The sequence below is a fragment of the Exiguobacterium sp. s141 genome (genome assembly GCF_018618085.1).
Lineage (GTDB): Bacteria > Bacillota > Bacilli > Exiguobacteriales > Exiguobacteriaceae > Exiguobacterium > Exiguobacterium mexicanum_A.
Genome location: NZ_JACSLJ010000002.1, coordinates 139,314 through 155,798, shown reverse-complemented (window position 1 = coordinate 155,798; position 16,485 = coordinate 139,314). Strand labels below are relative to the sequence as shown.

At 49.4% G+C, this 16,485-nt stretch carries 18 protein-coding genes; 5 read left to right on the top strand and 13 right to left on the bottom strand.

What is annotated here, in order from left to right:
* Positions 1-2,019 (top strand): AAA family ATPase, encoded by a 2,019-nt coding sequence (locus tag KNP74_RS05335; protein WP_214763741.1) that lies wholly within the window; start codon positions 1-3, stop codon positions 2,017-2,019.
* A complete protein-coding gene (locus KNP74_RS05330; RefSeq protein ID WP_214763740.1) occupies positions 2,019-2,486 on the top strand; it encodes a hypothetical protein in 468 nt (155 codons plus the stop codon). Before KNP74_RS05335 ends, KNP74_RS05330 begins: the two co-directional genes overlap by 1 nt.
* A 44-nt stretch (positions 2,487-2,530) precedes the next feature.
* Here KNP74_RS05330 and KNP74_RS05325 read toward each other — a convergent pair whose 3' ends face one another.
* The 11 genes from KNP74_RS05325 to zapA all read right to left on the bottom strand — a co-directional run bounded on the left by KNP74_RS05325 (position 2,531) and on the right by zapA (position 11,716).
* Positions 2,531-2,854: a nucleoside triphosphate pyrophosphohydrolase gene (locus KNP74_RS05325; protein ID WP_214763739.1), complete on the bottom strand. Its 324-nt coding sequence runs from the start codon at positions 2,852-2,854 to the stop codon at positions 2,531-2,533.
* Positions 2,855-2,863: 9 nt separating this feature from the next.
* Complete coding sequence (locus KNP74_RS05320; protein ID WP_214763737.1) at positions 2,864-3,067, bottom strand: hypothetical protein; 204 nt, start codon at positions 3,065-3,067, stop codon at positions 2,864-2,866.
* Between the two features lie 76 nt (positions 3,068-3,143).
* A complete protein-coding gene (locus KNP74_RS05315) occupies positions 3,144-3,956 on the bottom strand; it encodes a bacteriochlorophyll 4-vinyl reductase (RefSeq protein ID WP_214763736.1) in 813 nt (270 codons plus the stop codon).
* Positions 3,957-4,264: 308 nt separating this feature from the next.
* Positions 4,265-4,732: a hypothetical protein gene (locus tag KNP74_RS05310; protein ID WP_214763735.1), complete on the bottom strand. Its 468-nt coding sequence runs from the start codon at positions 4,730-4,732 to the stop codon at positions 4,265-4,267.
* Between the two features lie 31 nt (positions 4,733-4,763).
* The gene (locus KNP74_RS05305; protein ID WP_214763734.1) at positions 4,764-5,228 is read right to left on the bottom strand and encodes a hypothetical protein; all 465 of its coding nucleotides are present in this window, start codon (positions 5,226-5,228) and stop codon (positions 4,764-4,766) included.
* A 54-nt stretch (positions 5,229-5,282) separates the two neighbouring features.
* The gene (locus KNP74_RS05300) at positions 5,283-6,092 is read right to left on the bottom strand and encodes a pectinesterase (protein WP_251130104.1); all 810 of its coding nucleotides are present in this window, start codon (positions 6,090-6,092) and stop codon (positions 5,283-5,285) included.
* 299 nt (positions 6,093-6,391) lie between these two features.
* The gene (locus tag KNP74_RS05295) at positions 6,392-6,802 is read right to left on the bottom strand and encodes a DUF350 domain-containing protein (RefSeq protein WP_240731249.1); all 411 of its coding nucleotides are present in this window, start codon (positions 6,800-6,802) and stop codon (positions 6,392-6,394) included.
* A gap of 13 nt (positions 6,803-6,815) precedes the next feature.
* Positions 6,816-9,170, bottom strand: a complete 2,355-nt coding sequence (locus KNP74_RS05290) for an endonuclease MutS2 (RefSeq protein ID WP_214763732.1) — start codon at positions 9,168-9,170, stop codon at positions 6,816-6,818.
* Positions 9,171-10,886, bottom strand: coding sequence for a DNA polymerase/3'-5' exonuclease PolX (polX, locus tag KNP74_RS05285; RefSeq protein WP_214764017.1), 1,716 nt, complete (start codon positions 10,884-10,886; stop codon positions 9,171-9,173).
* Between the two features lie 63 nt (positions 10,887-10,949).
* On the bottom strand, positions 10,950-11,486 hold the full coding sequence (locus KNP74_RS05280) for a CvpA family protein (protein WP_034776712.1): 537 nt from the start codon (positions 11,484-11,486) through the stop codon (positions 10,950-10,952).
* 8 nt (positions 11,487-11,494) lie between these two features.
* Complete coding sequence (zapA, locus tag KNP74_RS14915; protein WP_021066785.1) at positions 11,495-11,716, bottom strand: cell division protein ZapA; 222 nt, start codon at positions 11,714-11,716, stop codon at positions 11,495-11,497.
* Positions 11,717-11,928: 212 nt separating this feature from the next.
* Here zapA and KNP74_RS05270 point away from each other — a divergent pair, with 212 nt between their 5' ends.
* The 3 genes from KNP74_RS05270 to KNP74_RS05260 all read left to right on the top strand — a co-directional run bounded on the left by KNP74_RS05270 (position 11,929) and on the right by KNP74_RS05260 (position 14,324).
* Positions 11,929-13,143 carry a dicarboxylate/amino acid:cation symporter gene (locus tag KNP74_RS05270; protein WP_138859807.1) on the top strand — a complete coding sequence of 405 codons (1,215 nt, stop codon included), beginning with the start codon at positions 11,929-11,931 and terminating at the stop codon, positions 13,141-13,143.
* A gap of 86 nt (positions 13,144-13,229) precedes the next feature.
* Positions 13,230-14,075: a GNAT family N-acetyltransferase gene (locus tag KNP74_RS05265; protein WP_214763731.1), complete on the top strand. Its 846-nt coding sequence runs from the start codon at positions 13,230-13,232 to the stop codon at positions 14,073-14,075.
* Positions 14,076-14,117: 42 nt separating this feature from the next.
* Positions 14,118-14,324 (top strand): hypothetical protein, encoded by a 207-nt coding sequence (locus tag KNP74_RS05260; RefSeq protein WP_114165934.1) that lies wholly within the window; start codon positions 14,118-14,120, stop codon positions 14,322-14,324.
* Between the two features lie 33 nt (positions 14,325-14,357).
* On the opposite strand, the gene KNP74_RS05255 is transcribed toward KNP74_RS05260, so the two are convergent.
* Together KNP74_RS05255 and KNP74_RS05250 are read right to left on the bottom strand one after the other, a co-directional pair.
* Positions 14,358-15,653, bottom strand: coding sequence for a murein hydrolase activator EnvC family protein (locus tag KNP74_RS05255; protein ID WP_214763730.1), 1,296 nt, complete (start codon positions 15,651-15,653; stop codon positions 14,358-14,360).
* A gap of 290 nt (positions 15,654-15,943) precedes the next feature.
* The gene (locus KNP74_RS05250) at positions 15,944-16,465 is read right to left on the bottom strand and encodes a VanZ family protein (RefSeq protein WP_214763729.1); all 522 of its coding nucleotides are present in this window, start codon (positions 16,463-16,465) and stop codon (positions 15,944-15,946) included.
* Positions 16,466-16,485 lie beyond the last annotated feature (20 nt).

Genomic DNA, 16,485 nt, shown 5'->3' with positions numbered 1-16,485 from the left:
ATGATTCTTAAGCAAATCGTCATTGAAAATTTTCGTCAGTATTATGGCCAGAATGAAATTGAATTTGCTCACGGATCAGGAAAAAATGTTACTGTCATCCATGGAGAAAATGGTAGTGGTAAAACGGCACTATTGACCGCATTAATTTGGGGGTTTTATGGCCGAGAACTCAAACTACCGAACCCTGAGTCTATTTTTAATAACAAAGCCATTCATGAAAGCACAAATCATCAAGAAGATTTAAGTACATCAGTTCGAATTAGATTCGAACACAACGACTACGAATATGACCTTCGTCGGCTTCTACATGCAAAATATGATGACGAGACAAACGTACTCAATCTCCCAAAAAATAAGACTGTGAATCAAAAAGTTGAACTTACTAAGCGTAATATTGCTACAAATCAATCAACAAAAATTAGAGATATTGCTTATGAAATTAATCGAATTTTACCATACAAACTCCATACGTTTTTTTTCTTCGATGGAGAGCGGATGGACCACTTAGGAAAGAAAGAGGCTTATTCTGAAATTCGAGACTCCATCAAACGAATGATGGGATTAGAACTATTTGATAATTCAATTGAGCATCTAAGTAAAACCATCGTGAAGTTACGTGACGAAGTATCAAAAAACGTAAAAAGTGAATTGAGCGAGAAATACTTGCGAATCAATCAACTTGAAGAAGACAAAGTAAAAAAGAAACATCAGTTAGCTGAAACAAAACAAGAACTGTCAGCCGCTCAAAACGAATTAAAAAGCATCGAGAATGCGCTTCGAAATGGAGAGGAGACTAGAACTTTTCAAACAACTCGGGACCATCTGGTTGAATCCATTACCGAAACGAAGAATGCATTTGATGACAAACTAAAAGAACTAAGAACTCAGTTGTCCAATTCCGGGTACCTTGCTTTCTCGAAGTTACCAATCAAGAGATTCCAGCGGATCGCCCGCACAGATCAGCGAGATACAATTGAGAAGTTGATTCATCCCGAGCTGATTCCATCTTTACTTTCAAATGGAAAATGTCTTTGTGGACATGAACTCGAATCAGCCTCTATTTCAACATTAGAAAAAGTACAAAATGAAGTGTTGGATTTATCAACATCGAAAAACGAAATGGATCATCTTTATTTTCAGTTAAGCGGTTGGGAAGTTGCTAGAACACATTTTTACTCAGAAATAAAACGATTGATTAGCGAGCGCGAAGAATTGCGAGCAACACTTCAAACATTTGAAGAGGAATTACGAGAAATTGAAGAGCGGATGAAGACGAGTTCACGCAATATCGAAAACTCTAGCAATTTAATTGAAAAAGAGTCAGCAGTCCGAACTGCTATTGTTAAAGCTGAGACACAAATTGACGATTTAATCCGTTCCATTGATGAACTTTCAAAAGAAGAAGAGCTTTTGAATAAAGAAGTAAGTAAATTAACTAAGGCCGAAGAGCGACAACTCAAACTTCAACTTGCTCTAGAGTCTGCGACTAAAGTAAAGGATACTTTGGTCGGTCTATTAAAATTAAGAGAATCTCAAGTTAAATCTGAATTAGAAGAGAAAATTAAGTTAACCTATTCGCAGTTGTTAAGAAAAGATTATCCGATTTCATTGACCGATAATTACGAGTTACTTGTGTCTGATGTGAATGGAGGAAATATCGGGCTGTCTCAAGGTGAATCTCAAATCACAAGCTTGGCTTTTATCGGAGCTATTGTAGATTTAACGCGGGAATATAAAGATAAAGAAAAAGGTCATGCTTTAGATGAAGATTTAAAGCTCGGAAACATTTTCCCCCTCGTCATGGATTCTCCGTTTGGAGCACTTGATGCCGATCATCGTTCTCGGGTAGCTACGAATCTTCCTAAATTATCTGATCAAGTAGTTGTAATCGTATCTACCTCGCAATGGCGTGGCGAAGTAGACGAAGCGATTAATCACCGGGTAGGTAAATCTTATAAACTTCTCAATCACACGAATGAAGTTTCAGGAGAATATACTGAAATTGCGGAGGTAATGTAATGGCAAAGCGATCAGTTCGTCGTGATAGCACACAAGATCATATGTACACGGCGTTAAGAGAAGATGCTCAATTGTTTGAGACATACAAAGACACATTTATGGCAGCGTTATTGTTTGGCTACAGTAACGAGCGTAGAAAGAAAATTAAAGCCGGTCCAGAAATTTTGCTAGGAATTTTTTCAGAACAAGATTTACAGTTCATGAAATTAATTATGCATCTAGAAGACGCATTTGAAAGCTTTTCAGTGAATCACGATGCAAGTGATGACACAGAAGATGCTCCTCTTGATAACTTTGAAATCATTGAGGAGTATGCAGCTGGTGGACTGGACATGCTTTACAAAAAGCTAGAAGTATTCTTGACCGACCCTGAAACTGCTCAAAATGCATATCTAGATTTGATGAATGAATATGAGAATCGAGAGTTTCACACTGAAGATTTAGTTAAAGAATTGCCATTTAATTAAAAGACAGCCTGCAAACTCATTACTAGTTTGCAGGCTGTAACTTTTCACTCTAGAACTTCCTCCAAAAACAATCCCTTCTCAAATCCACCTTTCCGTTCCCGCTTCTCGGCACGAATCGCATTCATCTCTTCAAACGAAGCCCCATGCATCTTCCCTAGTTCATACGCGAGTTCAAGGATATCTGCCAGCTCTTCAAGGCACTCCTCATCAATATTCGTATCTTCATACTCTTTTAATTCTTCATATAGCTTCAGTCGTGCTTGTTCGAAATGTTCGGCCTGATTCAAGTGCTTGACGATGACCTGCTTCCCTTCTGCTTGAATCAGTTCAGGCACACGGTCTCGAACCAACTTGTTATGCTTCACCATAGCTGCCCCCTACTCTACAATCTCAAACGCCTTCACATACACGACATGGTCGAGAAAGATGATCCACTCATTCTCGAACTGAACGAACCCGTCCGTCGCATGACGGAACGACTGATAAATCGATTCCAGCGCCGCATAGCGACTCTCCGCTTCCACCACTTGCGTCAACACTTCATCATTGATCATATGGAATTCAATTTCATACGATTTCATGTCGTCTCCTCCGTTACACTCATGATGTCCTTCTACCGCTCGTCACCGTCTGCCAAACTTATTTTCATCTCCTTGTTTACACGCTCGCTTGCAAAATTCCGAAATCTTTCTCAGTCACGTTCAGAATTTCTTGTTTCATCTCTTCGATACTCGCTACAAGTTCCTCATCAGAGAGATCCATGCTTTCCTCAAGTGCTGTCAGTAGTCTATTTCCCATTTGATGCATGGATGAATACGTGATCCAACCTGAAATCATACCTCCAGCAATCGGAATCACTTTAGAGATTCCTTGTGCGAAAGATTTTCTCGTCATCTTCAATCCGATGTAGCTTCCCATCTTCTTAAGAATCGGATAATAAATCGTCTGCATCATTGCTCGATTCGGAATTTTCTTTAATGCTTGTTTGGATAATTGCGAAGACAACACTTTAATGGTGGCCGTCGCTCCGCCGACACCAAACATGACACCGAGAAACAAAATCAATTCTCCGCTCACTCGATTGACATCTAGGCCATTCTCACTCCAAAAATCTTCATATCCATAGATATAACCAATTTCTTGAGCCACTCGAAGCGCTACACCAAAGAATTGAGTCGTGTCCGCTGGAACAGTGGCCGCCATGACCACCCCACCAGGTAACCCCGCAGCAAACGAAGCCGATGAACTTTTCATCGTTCGATTCAAGATGGTCTTCTTTGCGACTCGTCGAATCAATTTTTTTGAAACGTTTGATTGAACCGGTCCTTTTTCAAGGATGTCTGCTAATTGTCTTGCGGTCACGTGCTTACTAAAACTTTTTGCTAAAAACTCTGTTCGATCTACTTTCACCCCTGGCAATTTCACGACATTGATCACTAACTGTTCGAAAAATTTTGCCCCGTTCAACATGGTCCACACCTCGTCCCCTTTTATAGCACTCATCATCACTAAAATCCTACTCAGCTATATACTGTTTCCTTTAAGCTCGTCTAGAGAAACATTTCAGTATAGATTGATTGCCTTCTTAAGGGTTGATTTCTGTCACCAACTAAAAATCAAAAAACCTCACTACGAATTACGTCACCTAGCTGCGTTTAGGGCTGTGCGATGTAATCTGTAAGATTGAGGCTTCTTGAATACGCTGATATAGAGGCTGAAAACGTGTATCACATCTTCTGCATACACGTTTTCATACTCTGACTTTATGAAATAGCCGTTTATTTGGGCTCATATCGGAAGTCTGACACTTTTGCGTTTATTCGCGAGTAGAGCGACTCCATCGAAAATCGACTTGGGCGGCTCGTGCCTCCACCGTATAAGGCCTCGATGGTTTGATCGATATACGCGTTTTCAGCTTCTAAATATTCGACAATGAGGTCTTTGAACTGAACGGCCGAGGAATCCTCATGTTGCAAGCCCTCCAGTTCGGTCGAGTATATGTCGTTGTCTGCTTGCATGCCCTGCAACTCTTTAACCGCTCCGGATATGGCAACGACATCGGTCGGAACACTCGATAGCGTGAGCATCTTGATTTGATGGTCGCGTGCTGACGAAATGATTGTACCGGCATCGAAATGAATAACGGGTCTGTCGTCAATCGTTTCAACCATGTCCGTTCCTCCGCAACCGGTTAAAGCAAGCATTGCTCCTGCGAACAGAGCGACGGATAAGAGTAACTTCTTCATCATCGAACCTCCTCCGCATCTGCTAGATTTTTTAAGAAAGTTCATCTATAGTTTCGACCACAACCCCTGTATCCCCGGCTTTCCCCAAGTCGAGCACGGTCGGCTCTTCGTATGCCAAGATGTGAAACTCTTGCTCAAACGTCCGAATCACATAATGAGATAATTCGCCTCGGTACGTGTTGACACGTTCTGTCCCCATGTTCTCTGCGGCGAATCGTGTGAATCGGGACGTCTTCAGTTTCACGATTGGGTAAGCATTGCGTAGCCCTTCTTCATGAATACTATGGTACTCGATTGTCCCAAGAAACACCGCATATTGCTCGAAACGGATCCTGATGCGGTCGCGTTTCGCGTCCCACGTCAAGAGCATCGTCGGGTCGCTTGCCCCGAAAAACGTCCATTCGAGTGGATAATAGGTGACGCCCTTCATCTGGAACGACTCCGTCTCGAGCACATAGTCTTCCGTCGTCATCAAAAAGTTCAAATCGATTGCCACACTTGTCTCCCCCTTTCAAAAAAGCGACGTCCGAAAACGTCGCTCATTCTTCATTCATATCCCTTCTTCGCGCAAAAGCTCCTCGATTTCCACAAATTCAGCCTCAATGATGTCAAAATTCTCTCGCTTCATTTCTGCAAAACTCTCAACTAGTTCTTCTTCTGTCATATTTAAGCTGTCTTCAAGCGCATGCAAAAGACGGTTTCCCATCTTTGTCATCGAAGAGAAAGTGAGTCCCCCCGAAATGACGCCTCCTGCAAGTGGGATCATCTTCGACACACCTTTAGCGAACGTATCTTTTGTCATCTTCACCCCAATCATCGCTGACATCTTCTTAATGATTGGAAAATATACAGTTTTCGTCAACGCTTTCTTCGGGAGTTGTTTCAAGGCTTGTTTCGACAGTTGAGCGGACAAGGCTTTGATAGTTGCTGCCGCGCCTCCCACACCAAACATGACGCCCAAGAACAGGACTAAGTCCCCGTTTACCCGTTCGGCGTCAAGTTCTCCATTTTCCCAAAAGTCATCGTAGCCGTACAAATATCCTGTTTCTTGCGCCAAACGTAAAGAAAACCCAAAAAACTGTGCGGTATCTGCCGGAATCGTCGCTGCTAGTCCGATTCCTCCAGGTAATCCCGCTGCAAAAGAAGCACTCGAACTCTTCATCGTTTGGTTAGCGATATTGCGTTTCGCGATTTTTTTAATCAGCGTGAGTGGCACGTTCGCTTCAATCGGCCCTTTTTCAACAATATCCGCCAACTGACTGGCTGGAACGTGCTTACTGAAACTTTGAGCTAAAAACTCTTTTCGATCGACTTTCACCCCCGGTAATTTCACCGCATTTGTCATCAATACCTCAAACATTTCTGATCCATTCGACATCGTGTACACCTCATCTTTTGATTCGTTTTTACTATTTGACCTTCATATGTATATAATTCCAAATTCTAGTTTTAGTATAAATCGTTTCATATATAAAATGTAAAATATTTTCCTTTCACCTAGATATTTTATATTATAGGTTTCTAAAATCGAAAAAGGAGCGCCCATCTCGGACGCTCCATGCTTCGAGTTAATAAAAGATAAACCACAGTCCCGCTGCCACCAAAAACAGGCCGGCCCCGATGAAGAGAATCTTCGCTAGTCTCTCATATACCATGTCTTCACCTCACCAACGCCGCGCCGACGACGAGCGAGACCCCAATCGAGAGCAGGAACGCCATCAGGCCGACAGCGATATTCCCTTTCCCGATCTCCTCGTTCACTTTGAGCGACGGCGTCAAAAATTCGAATAACCAATACGTCGTCAAGAGAAGGAAGAAGCCGAAGCTCCCCCCGACCAACACATCCATCGTTTGGTCGTGATGGCTCTCGACGACACGGAAGATGTTGGCGAGACCGACGATTTTCCCGCCGGTCGCGAGTGCGACGGCGATGTTTCCTTTTTGAATCTCGCGCCAATTGCTGTACGGTGTCGTCACCTCGAAGACGGCGAGACCGACGACAATCATGAGTCCGGCGATTGAATACAGACCGAGCGATTCAAGCAATACACCAAACGTTACGTTCCCCATTATCATCATACCCTCACTTCAGTTCGACGACCGTGACACCGAGTCCGCCTTCACCCATCCCACCGGGGCGCTGACTCTTCACGTGACGATGTCCTTTTAGGTACTCTTGCGTCGCCTGTCGCATCGCACCGGTCCCGAGACCATGGATGATACGGACGTTGTCATACCCGGACACGAGCGCCTCGTCGATATATTTGTCGAGGCGGGAAAGCCCTTCTTCGACCCGGACGCCGCGCAGGTCGAGCTCCGACTTCGTCGAGCTCTGACGCTTGAGCGAGCTGCCTTTCGACTGGAGCGACTGCTCTTTCGATGGGCCGATCTTCTGAAGGTCGTCCGCTTTGACGTTCACTTTCATGATCCCGACTTGGACGTTGTACTCGTTGTCGTTCAATTGCTTCACGATATAGCCCTTTTGGTTGAACGTCGTCACTTTCACTTCTTCGCCTTTACTGAACGTACGTTTCTGTTGCGCTTTTTGTTTCACTTTTTGGATCTTTTTCTCTTGGAGCGTCGGTTTTGCCGATTCGAGCTGCTTCTTCGCGGCGATGATCTCGTGCTCTTTGACGATCCCTTCTGCGCGCAGCTTCTTCAAACGGTCGATGACTTCGTTCGCCTGGCGCTTCGCCTGTTCGACGGCCTTCTCGGCACGAGCCTCGGCTTCGCCGTACATCGTGTCGCGTTCGCGCTCGAAATCGGTCAGCTTCGCCTCGAACGCCGCCTGCTCTTCTTCAAGGTCGTGGCGTTTGACGATGAGTTCTTTCTCGAGTTGTTCGGCGCGTTGCTTGGCCGCCTCGAGCTCATTGATCATCGATTCGACCGATTCGGCGTCGGTGCCGACATGGCTCCGCGCCTTGTCGATGACTTGTTCCGATAAGCCGAGACGTCGACTGATCTCGAACGCGTTCGAACGACCTGGTACGCCAATCAACAGGCGATACGTCGGGCTGAGTGATTCGATATCGAACTCCATCGAGGCGTTCATGACGCCTTCGCGGTTGTAGGCGTAAGCCTTCAGTTCCGAGTAATGCGTCGTCGCCGCCACGCGGGCGCCGCGTCGTTTCACTTCGTCGAGGATGGCGATGGCAAGGGCCGCCCCTTCTTGCGGGTCGGTCCCGGCACCGAGCTCATCGAACAGGACAAGTGACATGAAGTCGATCTTGTCGAGCATGCTGACGATGTTCGTCATGTGCGAGCTGAACGTCGACAAGCTCTGCTCGATCGACTGCTCATCCCCGATGTCAGCATAGATGGCGTCAAAGACGGACAGCTCCGTCCCGAACTCAGCCGGTACGTACAGACCTGACTGCACCATCAGTTGGAGCAATCCGAGCGTCTTGAGCGTCACCGTCTTACCGCCAGTGTTCGGTCCGGTAATGACGAGCGACGTGAATGCCTCACCGAGCTCGACCGTGATCGGCACGACCTCATCTTGCGGGATGAACGGGTGACGCGCCTGTTTCAACTTGATTTCGCGTTCGTCGTTCAATTTCGGCTCCGTCGCTTTGAGCTGATGGCCGTAGGCGACTTTCGCGAACACGAAGTCGAGCGTGGCGAGCACGTCGAGATTGATTACGACCGAATCGGCGACACCGCCGACGAGGTTCGACAGTTCGCTCAAGATGCGGTCGATCTCGGCACGCTCTTTCAAGCGGACTTCTTGAATCTCGTTGTTGATCGACACGATTGCCTGTGGCTCGATGAAGAGCGTCTGGCCCGATGCCGATTGGTCGTGGACGATCCCGCCGAACGTTTGGCGGTACTCCATCTTGACCGGGACGACATAGCGGTCGTTCCGAATCGTGACGATGGCGTCTGACAGCATCTTCGCGTTGTTGCGGAGGATGTTGTCAATCCGTGAGCGGACGCTGCCTTCAAAGCTACGGAGCTGGGTCCGGAGACCACGGAGACGGTCGCTTGCTGAATCTTGGACCGTGCCTTGGTCGTCGATGGCGTGACGGATCGACTGTTCGACCTCGATCAGCTTCGTCAAACGCTCGGCATACTCGTCGAGGCGCGGGATGCGGAGGTCTTCATTGTCTTCATGAAGCTTCTCGAAGAAGTTCTTCACTTGGCGACCGCTGTACATGACGGCGGCGACGGCGAGCAGTTCGCTCGTCGACAGGACCGAGCCGATGGCGGCCCGTTTCACTTCACTGCGGACGTCGGTCAGCCCGCCGAGCGGGAGACGATCCCGAAGACGGACGACCTCGGTCGCCTCACGAGTGACGTTCAAGTTCGACAATACCCGGTCGTACGTATAGTCGGGCTGCATGTTGTGCGCCCGTTCTTTGCCGAGCGAGCTCGCGGCGTGGTCAGCGAGCTGCTGGCGTAGTTTTTCATATTCTAAAACGCGTAACGCGTGATCCATCTAGCATGTTCCTTTCTGTCGCTTCGCGTCGATGAACGCCTTGGCGTCCTCGAACGAGAGGCAGTTGATGATGTCTGACGGTTCGAGATAGGCTTTCCGGGCGTGCAGGACGCCGAGTGCCATATCTTCCATCATATCAGGGTGGTGCGTGTCGGTGTTGATCATCAGTTTGACGCCGGCCGCCTTCGCTTTCTTCAGCGTCGAGGCCCTCAAATCGAGCCGGTTCGGGTTCGCGTTCAACTCGAGCGCCGTCCCCGTCTCTTTGGCGAGGGCGATCAAGCGCTCCTCATCGATCGGATAGCCGTCACGTCGCCCGATGAGGCGACCGGTCGGATGGGCGATGACGTTGACGTACGGCGAGCGGCAGGCGTTCTCGAGCCGGGCCATGATCTCGTCGACGGATTGGTCCATCTTCGAGTGAATCGAAGCGACGACGTAGTCGAGCGTCGCCAAGAACTCGGGCTCATAGTCGAGCGTCCCGTCCGGGCGGATGTCCATCTCGACACCGCGCAGGACGTGCATCTCGTGTTTCTTCGCGGCCTCAAGGATTTCTTCCCCTTGCGCCTCGAGCCGTTCCTCGGTCAAGCCGTTGACGAACGACATGTATTTGCCGTGGTCGGTGATGGCGATCCACTCGTAGCCGCGCGCTTTCATCGCCGCGACGAGCTCGTCGACCGTCAGCTTCCCGTCCGACCAGACCGTGTGCATATGGGCGTCGGCCTTGATGTCCTCGAGCGTCACGAGCTTCGAGATGTCGTGTTCGAACTCAAGATTCCCTGCCCGGAGCTCTGGCGGGATGAACGGCAGACCGTATCGCTCGAACAGCTCGGCTTCCGTCTCTGGTTGCCAGAGGCCGTCCGCCGTCTCGACGCCATACTCGGAGATCGACTCACCCTTCGCCTTGGCGAGCTGGCGCATCCGGACGTTATGGTCTTTCGAGCCGGTGAAGTGATGGAGCGTCGCGGCGAAGGCGCCCGGTTCGACCATGCGGAAGTCGACCGACACCATCTCCTCGCGCTCAAGGACGAGCGACACTTTCGTCTCGCCGGCCGCGATGACCTCGTTGATGAACGGGAGGGCGAGCAGCTTATCGCGGAGGGCGACAGGTTCCTCGGTCGCGATGATGAAGTCGAGGTCTTTACACGTCTCCTCGGCGCGGCGGAAACTGCCGCCGACCGAATGGCGCAAGACGAGCGGCTCGGCTTCGAGCACCGTCTCAATCTCTTCGACGACCGGACGCATCATGGCGTACGCCAAACGTTCCGGACGTGACTCGAGGTTCCGTGCCGCCGTGAGCAACTTCTCGACGCTCTTCGCCCCGAATCCCGGCAGGCTCGCGGCCGTGCCGTCCTCTAACACGGTAATGAGTGTCTCGAGGTCGACGACGCCGATTTCACGGAGCTTGGCGAGCTTCTTGCCGCCGAGTCCTTGGATTTTGAGCAGTTTCATGAGACCGTATGGGATCTCTTCTTGGAGTGACTCGAGCACTTCGCTCCGCCCCGTGTCCCGCCACTCTTGCAGGACGGCAGCCGTCCCTTTGCCGATCCCAGAGATTGTCGTCAAATCCTCGATGTCTTCGAGTTCGAGCTCCGTGTTCTCGAGCGCCGTCGCGGCTTTCCGGAAGGCGTTGATTTTGAACGGGTTCTCCCCTTTAATCTCCATATATTGCGCGATTTTTTCTAACAGCATCATCGCTTCAACTTTATTCATTGAAATTCCCCCTTTTCCATACAGAAAAGGCCGAGACACAAGCACTAGCTTGCATTCCGGCCTGTCGTGTTACAACATCTTATTCGAGAACCATTCTGAGAGGTATGGCGTGTCTTGAATGATGTACGTCGCGAGCGACGAGTTATCGACCGCACTTTGGACGCTTGCCATCGGCACGAAGGCGATGACCCATAAAATGAAGAACGTGATCACATACGCCTCGAAGAAACCGAGGACGGCACCGATGATGCCTTTCAATTGGCGCAAGATCGGCAAGTCCGTCAAGAAGTCGAGCATCGATAGAATGAGATGCAAGACAAGTTTCGTGATGACGAACAAGACGACGAACCAAAAGACGTTATAAAATGTCATCTCGAGCCCCGTGAGCGCGTTTAAATCGATGACACCTTTCGGAAGCGTTCCATCGAGTTGCGACGGATACGGAATCCAAAGCTTGAACGCTTCGGCGAGATCACGGTAGTATGCATTGGCGACGAGGAAACTGATGATGAGCGCGACCCAATGGCCGAGCTGCAAGATCGCCCCGCGACGGAACCCGTTAACGATTCCGATGAACAAGAAAAACAGTATAAGTAGAGTAACCATAAAGTGATTTATTCTCCCGTATTTCGTTTAGTTTTGACGTGATCGCTCGCGATTTGGATAGCGGCGAGCACCGCTGCCTGACGAGCGTCTAGATGAGGGGACTGTTCACGAATCTCACGGATTTTGCTATCGACCAGAAAGCCCACTTCCCTCACATGATCGGCCGGCTCTTCGCTGACGATCGTATAGTCTTGACCCGCGATATGAATTGTTGTTCGTTGTACCTGCACGCGTCACCCCTCCTTATACGTCTATTCAAAATTAATCATAACATCGTTTGTATATTAGGAAAAGAAGAAGGTCCCTCCCTTTTCCACTCCAACATTTTGTGATACCCTATTTCAAAGTTGTCAAACGTCAATCTTCGTTGAAAAATGAAAGATAGGGTGGCAACACCGCATGAAATGTGCGAAAATAGCAACAATTCAAACATTTAGAGAGGATGATTTATTTGAAATTACGCATTGGCCTTCTAGGTCGCATCATCATCGCTATCGCATTCGGGATTCTACTCGGTAGCATCGTACCAGAAAGCCAGAACTGGATTGTCCGGACGTTCGTCACGTTCAACACGGTCTTTGGACAGTTCCTAGGCTTCGCCATCCCACTCATCATTCTCGCCTTCATCATTCCAGGAATCGGGGAACTTGGAAAAGGCGCTGGGAAATTGGTCGGTTTGACGGCACTAATCGCATACGTATCGACAATCGCTGCCGGGACGCTCGCCTACTTCGCGACGAGCAACCTGTTCCCACAAATTTTGACACGTAACAACGCGTCAGCTGAAAGCCCGGAGGAAGCGCTCTTAAAAGGCTTCATGGAATTCGAGATCCCACCGGTATTCGGCGTTATGACGGCGCTCATTCTCGCATTCGTCATCGGCATCGGGATTGCCGCCATCGAAAGCAAGCGCTCGCTCGACCTAGCCATGGATTTCCGCGATATCATTGAACTACTCATCAGCAAAGTCATCATTCCACTATTACCGATTCACATCGCCGGAATTTTCATGAACATGACGTATGCCGGACAAGTCGCTGAGATTCTCTCGGTGTTCTCGCTCGTCTTCGTCACAATCATCGTCCTACACTTGACGATGCTCTTGATTCAATACTCAATCGCAGGGGGTCTCAACAAAGAGAACCCGCTTCGCCTCTTGAAGACGATGATGCCGGCTTACTTCACGGCCATCGGGACACAGTCGTCAGCGGCGACAATCCCGGTCACGCTTCGCCAAGCGAAAGCGAACAACACGGACGAGGGCGTCGCCAACTTCGTCGTCCCGCTCTGTGCGACGATCCACTTGTCAGGGTCGACCATCACGCTCACATCGGTCGGTGTCGCCCTCATGTACTTGAACGGCATGCCGATGTCTTACGCGATCGTGCTTCCGTTCATCCTCGCCCTCGGCGTCACGATGATCGCGGCACCAGGCGTACCAGGTGGAGCCGTTATGGCCTCACTCGGTTTGTTCGGTTCAATCCTCGGGTTCGATGCGACGATGCAAAGTCTCGTCATCGCTCTCTATTTGGCACAAGATAGCTTCGGCACGGCGACGAACGTCACGGGAGACGGGGCCATCGCCAAGATCGTTCACTACTTCAAACGCAACACGAAACTCCTCGACGACGCCAAAGCGCGCGAAGAGATCGCATAATACGCTCCAAAATTTGATAGAATGAGGAAAACGGGCAGGCCACGCGGTTTGCCCGTTTTTCATACATACGAAGAAAGGGTGTTTACATGGAACTGATTCGTTGGAACGACCTATCCGGATTTGAAGAACGTGTCATGCCCCACCTGCTCGAACATGAGGCCGAGAACAGCTTGATGATTGGCGTGCTCGATGCCATCAAGCAAGGCCGATACGAGTCGTATCATCAACTGACCGTCGAAGATGACGGTGATGTGCTCGCGATCCTGCAAGTGACGCCGCCCCATCCGCTCAACTATGTGCTCGTTACGCCCGAGCGAGAGGATGACGTCCTTCGTCTGCTCGTGCCTGAACTATTAAATGGTGATATCCCATTCACCGAGGTCGTCTCGCAAGCCGATCTAGCGATGAATTTCTACACGCTCTGGTACATCCTGACGGCACGAGAGCCGAAAGTTTTCATGGAGCAAGGTCTGTACCGTCTTGATCACGTCAACGACATCCCGCTGTCGGAAGGGTCGATGCGACGTGCCACCGAGGAAGATGAGACGTTCCTCGTGAAGGCGTATAACGCGTTTGAAAAGGAAACTGGTTTGCGGGTCTCGTCGAAGAAGGAAGCGAAACAAAAGATCGCGACGATGCTCGAGAATCAAGAAGTGTACGTCTGGGAAGTCGACGGCAAGGTCGTTTCATGTGCGAAGAAATCGCGTGAGACCGCAAACGGCGTCACCGTCTCGTTCGTCTACACGCCAAAAGCGTTGCGCAAGCGCGGCTATGCACGCTCGCTTGTCGCCGAGCTGAGCCGGGAGCTCTTGACGTCGAAACAATATTGTACGCTCTATACGGATTTGAGCAACCCGACATCGAACAAGATTTATAAAGAAGTCGGGTATCAGAAAATCTTCACCTCGGCGTGGATTCGATTGCCTAGCTGATTTGATGCGTCTCCCCTATACTGTAGGGGGAGGCGATTTTTGATGAACAGATTATTCGGTTGGTGGCTCCGCATCCCGCGCCGGGTCCGGATGACCGCCTTGACAGTCGTCACGCTCGCCGTGCTCAGTTATATGGTGGTCCTCGGTGGAAGAAGCATGGTTAACGACCCGAACTGGGATACGCTCTGGCTGAGCGTCATCGGTGCCGCCCTGCTGACCTTGATCGCGTATAAGGCAACAAAAAAGTGATCGACGCGTTCGTCGATCACTTTTACTATACGTTTAGAAGAATGAAGCTGGGTTGACCGTGTTGCCCGCGCTCGAAGACGAGTACGAGTAGCCGCCACGGTGAATCTCAAAGTGCAAGTGTGAGCCAGTCGAGTTCCCTGTGCTACCCATCGCGCCGATGTTTTGGCCTTGTGTCACACGTTGACCGGCTGATACCGATACCGAGCTCATGTGTGCGTACACTGTCGTCCAGACCTGCCCGTTCAACACATGCGTGATGATGACGTGGTTGCCGTAGGCCCCACCCCATCCAGCACGTGTGACCGTACCTGTTTGTGACGCATTGATCGGCGTTCCGACTGGTCCCGCGATATCAAGTCCGTTGTGGAACGAGTAGCCGTTCGCACCGCTCGCCGCGCCCCAACCTTGTGAAAGACGACCGTTCGCCGGGCGTTGGAACATGCCACCACTTGCCGGTACAGATGTCGCAGCCGATGCTTGCGGTGTGCTGACTGCGCCAGAGTTTGAACTCTGTTGTTTCTTCGCAGCCGCTGCTGCCGCTGCCGCACGTTTGGCTTCTTCCGCTGCACGACGTTGCGCTTCCATTTCAGCTTTGATGGCTTTCTCTTGTGACTTGAGTGTTGACTCCATTTCTTGGAGGCTCACCAATTTCGATTCGAACTTCACTTTTTCAGCGTTGAGTTTCTTGATTTTCGCTGCGCGCTCTTTCATTTTCTTGTTGAGCGTCTTTTGACGTTGTTCGAGTTCTTCTTTTTGTTTCACGAGAGCATCGCGCTCGGCTTTCAACTCAGCTTGCGCTGCAGCCAATTTGTCTTTCGTCGCTTGGTATTCTTCAAAAATCTGCTTGTCGTTCTCTTGAATCGTACCGGCTGTGATCATTCGTGTGAGTAAGTCACCGAAGTCTTTTGAACCGAAGATGAATTCAGCCCAGTCGATCGAGCCACCGCCATTTTTTTGCATCGTGGCCATGCGCTCTTTCATCAACTCTTCTTGCGCCTTCATCTTTGCTTCGTATTGCTTGATTTTCTTTTGAAGGGCCGCAATTTTTTGTTGTGTCGCACGAATCTCAGCTTTTTTTTGAGCGACGTCATTGATGACGTCTTGGAGTTCGGCATCTAACTTGTTGATTTCTTGCTGCTCTTTGCTGATTGCCTGTTCACGTTTTTGGATCGAGGCGTTCGCTTTGCTCTGTTCACTGCTATTCTTTTGTTGTTGCTGCTGCACCTTTTTCTGTTTGTCTGTAAGTGACGCTGCATAGCCAGGTGTCGTGCCGCTAATGAGAAGAGCTCCTAAAGTGACGGTTGCTGCAAGTTTCTTAAAGTTAACCAATGTGCTTCCCTCCGCTGAGTTCTGTGAATTTCTATATAAAATAGATCGAATAATTTATAAGTTAAAACGCGAATTCCTGTATCGCTCTGAGACTCATTATAGCAATCTAAACCTAAAGTTATTTTACACTTATATTTCATTCGCATTACATTGACCTGTTTTAGGTTATATACGTTTAAAAATGGGGGTATAAAGGGATTTCTCATTTCCCCATGTCACAAAAACGTTATAAATAAAAAAGAAAAGCACTTCTTGAAAGCGCTTTTCAAATAACTACCTATATGATTTTTTTACCACCTTGGGGAGACATACCCCGATCGCGACCGGTTCGTCCGGCCGTGTTTCCACAAATAATAACCGCCAACGAGAAGGACGCCACAGCCTGCCCCGAAACTGTCGAGCAGGATATCCTGAATGAGCGGCGTCCGCTCCGGCGTCAGGCTTTGATGGAACTCATCAAAGATGGCGACCGTATTCGCGAGCGCCCAGGCAAACAAGATCGTCAGACCGGCATGGAGTCTCGTCCGTGACACGGCTTTGACGAGAAGTGCTCCGAGAGCGAAGAAGACGGTGAAGTGCGCCGCTTTCCGAATCAAGAACTCAATCAAGCCGACGCTCCCTTTCGCCTCGAGCGATACTGGTCCTCCGGCGTACTCGAAGTCGACGGTCGAGAGTACCGGTTCGGCCCACGTCCAATCGAACCGTTCGAGCGGTGAGACGATGCTCTGGTCCGAATACGGGGTCGCGCTCGAGAAGAATAAGCCAATCAGGATCAAACTGATCCATATAAATTCATTTTTCAGTATGTACATAACACCGTTCCTTTCTACAA

What these genes read in the sequence shown, in the direction of transcription:
- KNP74_RS05335 (WP_214763741.1), top strand. Translation starts at nt 1, where the DNA reads ATGATTCTTAAGCAAATCGTCATTGAAAATTTTCGTCAGTATTATGGC.
- KNP74_RS05330 (WP_214763740.1), top strand. Translation starts at nt 2,019, where the DNA reads ATGGCAAAGCGATCAGTTCGTCGTGATAGCACACAAGATCATATGTAC.
- KNP74_RS05325 (WP_214763739.1), bottom strand. Translation starts at nt 2,854, where the DNA reads ATGGTGAAGCATAACAAGTTGGTTCGAGACCGTGTGCCTGAACTGATT.
- KNP74_RS05320 (WP_214763737.1), bottom strand. Translation starts at nt 3,067, where the DNA reads ATGAAATCGTATGAAATTGAATTCCATATGATCAATGATGAAGTGTTG.
- KNP74_RS05315 (WP_214763736.1), bottom strand. Translation starts at nt 3,956, where the DNA reads ATGTTGAACGGGGCAAAATTTTTCGAACAGTTAGTGATCAATGTCGTG.
- KNP74_RS05310 (WP_214763735.1), bottom strand. Translation starts at nt 4,732, where the DNA reads ATGAAGAAGTTACTCTTATCCGTCGCTCTGTTCGCAGGAGCAATGCTT.
- KNP74_RS05300 (WP_251130104.1), bottom strand. Translation starts at nt 6,092, where the DNA reads ATGTTTGAGGTATTGATGACAAATGCGGTGAAATTACCGGGGGTGAAA.
- KNP74_RS05295 (WP_240731249.1), bottom strand. Translation starts at nt 6,802, where the DNA reads ATGGGGAACGTAACGTTTGGTGTATTGCTTGAATCGCTCGGTCTGTAT.
- KNP74_RS05290 (WP_214763732.1), bottom strand. Translation starts at nt 9,170, where the DNA reads ATGGATCACGCGTTACGCGTTTTAGAATATGAAAAACTACGCCAGCAG.
- KNP74_RS05280 (WP_034776712.1), bottom strand. Translation starts at nt 11,486, where the DNA reads ATGGTTACTCTACTTATACTGTTTTTCTTGTTCATCGGAATCGTTAAC.
- KNP74_RS05270 (WP_138859807.1), top strand. Translation starts at nt 11,929, where the DNA reads ATGATTTATTTGAAATTACGCATTGGCCTTCTAGGTCGCATCATCATC.
- KNP74_RS05265 (WP_214763731.1), top strand. Translation starts at nt 13,230, where the DNA reads ATGGAACTGATTCGTTGGAACGACCTATCCGGATTTGAAGAACGTGTC.
- KNP74_RS05260 (WP_114165934.1), top strand. Translation starts at nt 14,118, where the DNA reads ATGAACAGATTATTCGGTTGGTGGCTCCGCATCCCGCGCCGGGTCCGG.
- KNP74_RS05250 (WP_214763729.1), bottom strand. Translation starts at nt 16,465, where the DNA reads ATGTACATACTGAAAAATGAATTTATATGGATCAGTTTGATCCTGATT.